The organism is Stenotrophomonas sp., from assembly GCF_032099025.1.
Lineage (GTDB): Bacteria > Pseudomonadota > Gammaproteobacteria > Xanthomonadales > Xanthomonadaceae > Stenotrophomonas.
On sequence record NZ_DAMCID010000009.1, the window covers coordinates 1 to 1,598 of the forward strand.

Below are 1,598 nucleotides of genomic sequence, written 5' to 3' on the forward strand. Positions count from 1 at the left end.
TTCGTCGAAGCGAGCCGCCTATTATGTCAGGCTTTTCGTTTCCGTCAACACCTTCGTTTGAAGGATGTTGCCGCCGCTTTGGCGTGGTGTTCACCGGGGTGAAGACCGCGTCGCAGCGAGGGAGCGAATACTAAAGACTTCTGGAAATTCGTCAAGGCCTTTTTCACTCTTTTTCATCTGCGCGTCATCCAAGCGTGCTTGGCGGACATCGCGATGCGCCGCACGCGCGTTGCGCGTGCGGCGCGGGACTGCTGACAATGCAGGTCTTGTCGTCAGGGAAGCACTACGTCATGTCCGAGGTTGCCAAGCGTTCGTTGTGGCGCGATGTGTCGTTGCCTTCCGTAGTGGCCGGCTTCATTACCGTGTTGGTGGGCTTTGCCAGTTCCGCGGTGATCGTGTTCCAGGCCGCCCAGGCAGTAGGCGCAACGCAGGCGCAGATCGCGTCGTGGATGTGGGCGCTTGGGCTGGGCATGGGCGTGACCTGTATCGGGCTCTCGCTGCGCTACCGCGTGCCGGTGGTGACCGCATGGTCGACCCCGGGTGCAGCAATGCTCGTCGTGGGTGCCGGTGCCGTCGGGTACAGCGATGCCATCGGGGCATTTGTGCTTGCTGCGCTGCTGGGCATGCTGGCCGGCTTCTCCGGTGTGTTCGCCAAGGTGATGCGGCGCGTGCCGATGGCGCTGGCCGCCGGCATGCTGGCCGGCGTGCTGCTGCGCTTCGGGCTGGACGTGTTCGTGTCCATGGGCACGCAGCTGGGCATGGCCCTGGCGATGTTCGCCACCTGGCTGGTCGGCCGCCGCCTGTTTCCCCGCTATGCGGTGATCGCCACCCTGCTGGTCGGCGTGGGCGTTGCCGCGGCGCAGGGCCTGCTGCACGTGGAACAGCTGCGGGTGGAGCTGGCAACCCCCGTGTTCACCTGGCCCACCCTGTCGTGGCCGGCGGTGTTCGGGATCGCCCTGCCCCTGTTCGTGGTGACCATGGCGTCGCAGAACATCCCCGGCGTGGCGGTGATCCGTGCGTCCGGTTACGACACGCCGATCTCGCCGGTGATCGGCTGGATCGGGGTGGCCAACACCCTGCTGGCCCCGTTCGGTGCCTACGGGCTCAACCTGGCGGCGATCACGGCGGCGATCTGCATGGGTCGCGAGGCCCATGAGGACCCCGCCCGGCGTTACACCGCGGCGGTGGCCGCCGGTGCCTTCTATATCGTGGTGGGCCTGTTCGGTGCCACGGTGGCCGCGGTCTTTGCCGCCTTCCCCAAGGAACTGGTTGCCTGCGTTGCCGGCATCGCGCTGTTTGGCACCATTGCCAACAGCCTGGCGATGGCCCTGCGCGAGGAGGCCGATCGGGAGGCCGCACTGGTTACCTTTCTGGTGACCGCTTCGGGCCTGTCGCTGGCCGGGATCGGTTCGGCGTTCTGGGGATTGGTGGCCGGCGGCATCTGTCTGGTGGCATTGCGACCGCGCGCTCGCGGATGAGGTCGGGTTGCGTGGAGCCGGCCAGCGGCCGGCGTTGCGCTGGGGCTGCCGGGTTGCGTGGAGCTGGCCAGCGGCCGGCACTACCGCGGTGGGTTGCCTTGGAGCCGGCCAGCGGCCGGC

1 protein-coding gene is annotated in these 1,598 nt (G+C 67.3%); it reads left to right on the forward strand.

Going from position 1 to position 1,598, the window contains the following annotated elements; genetic code table 11:
• The first annotated feature begins 290 nt into the window (after positions 1 to 290).
• Positions 291 to 1,478: a benzoate/H(+) symporter BenE family transporter gene (locus RT456_RS08110; protein ID WP_313344917.1), complete on the forward strand. Its 1,188-nt coding sequence runs from the start codon at positions 291 to 293 to the stop codon at positions 1,476 to 1,478.
• Positions 1,479 to 1,598 lie beyond the last annotated feature (120 nt).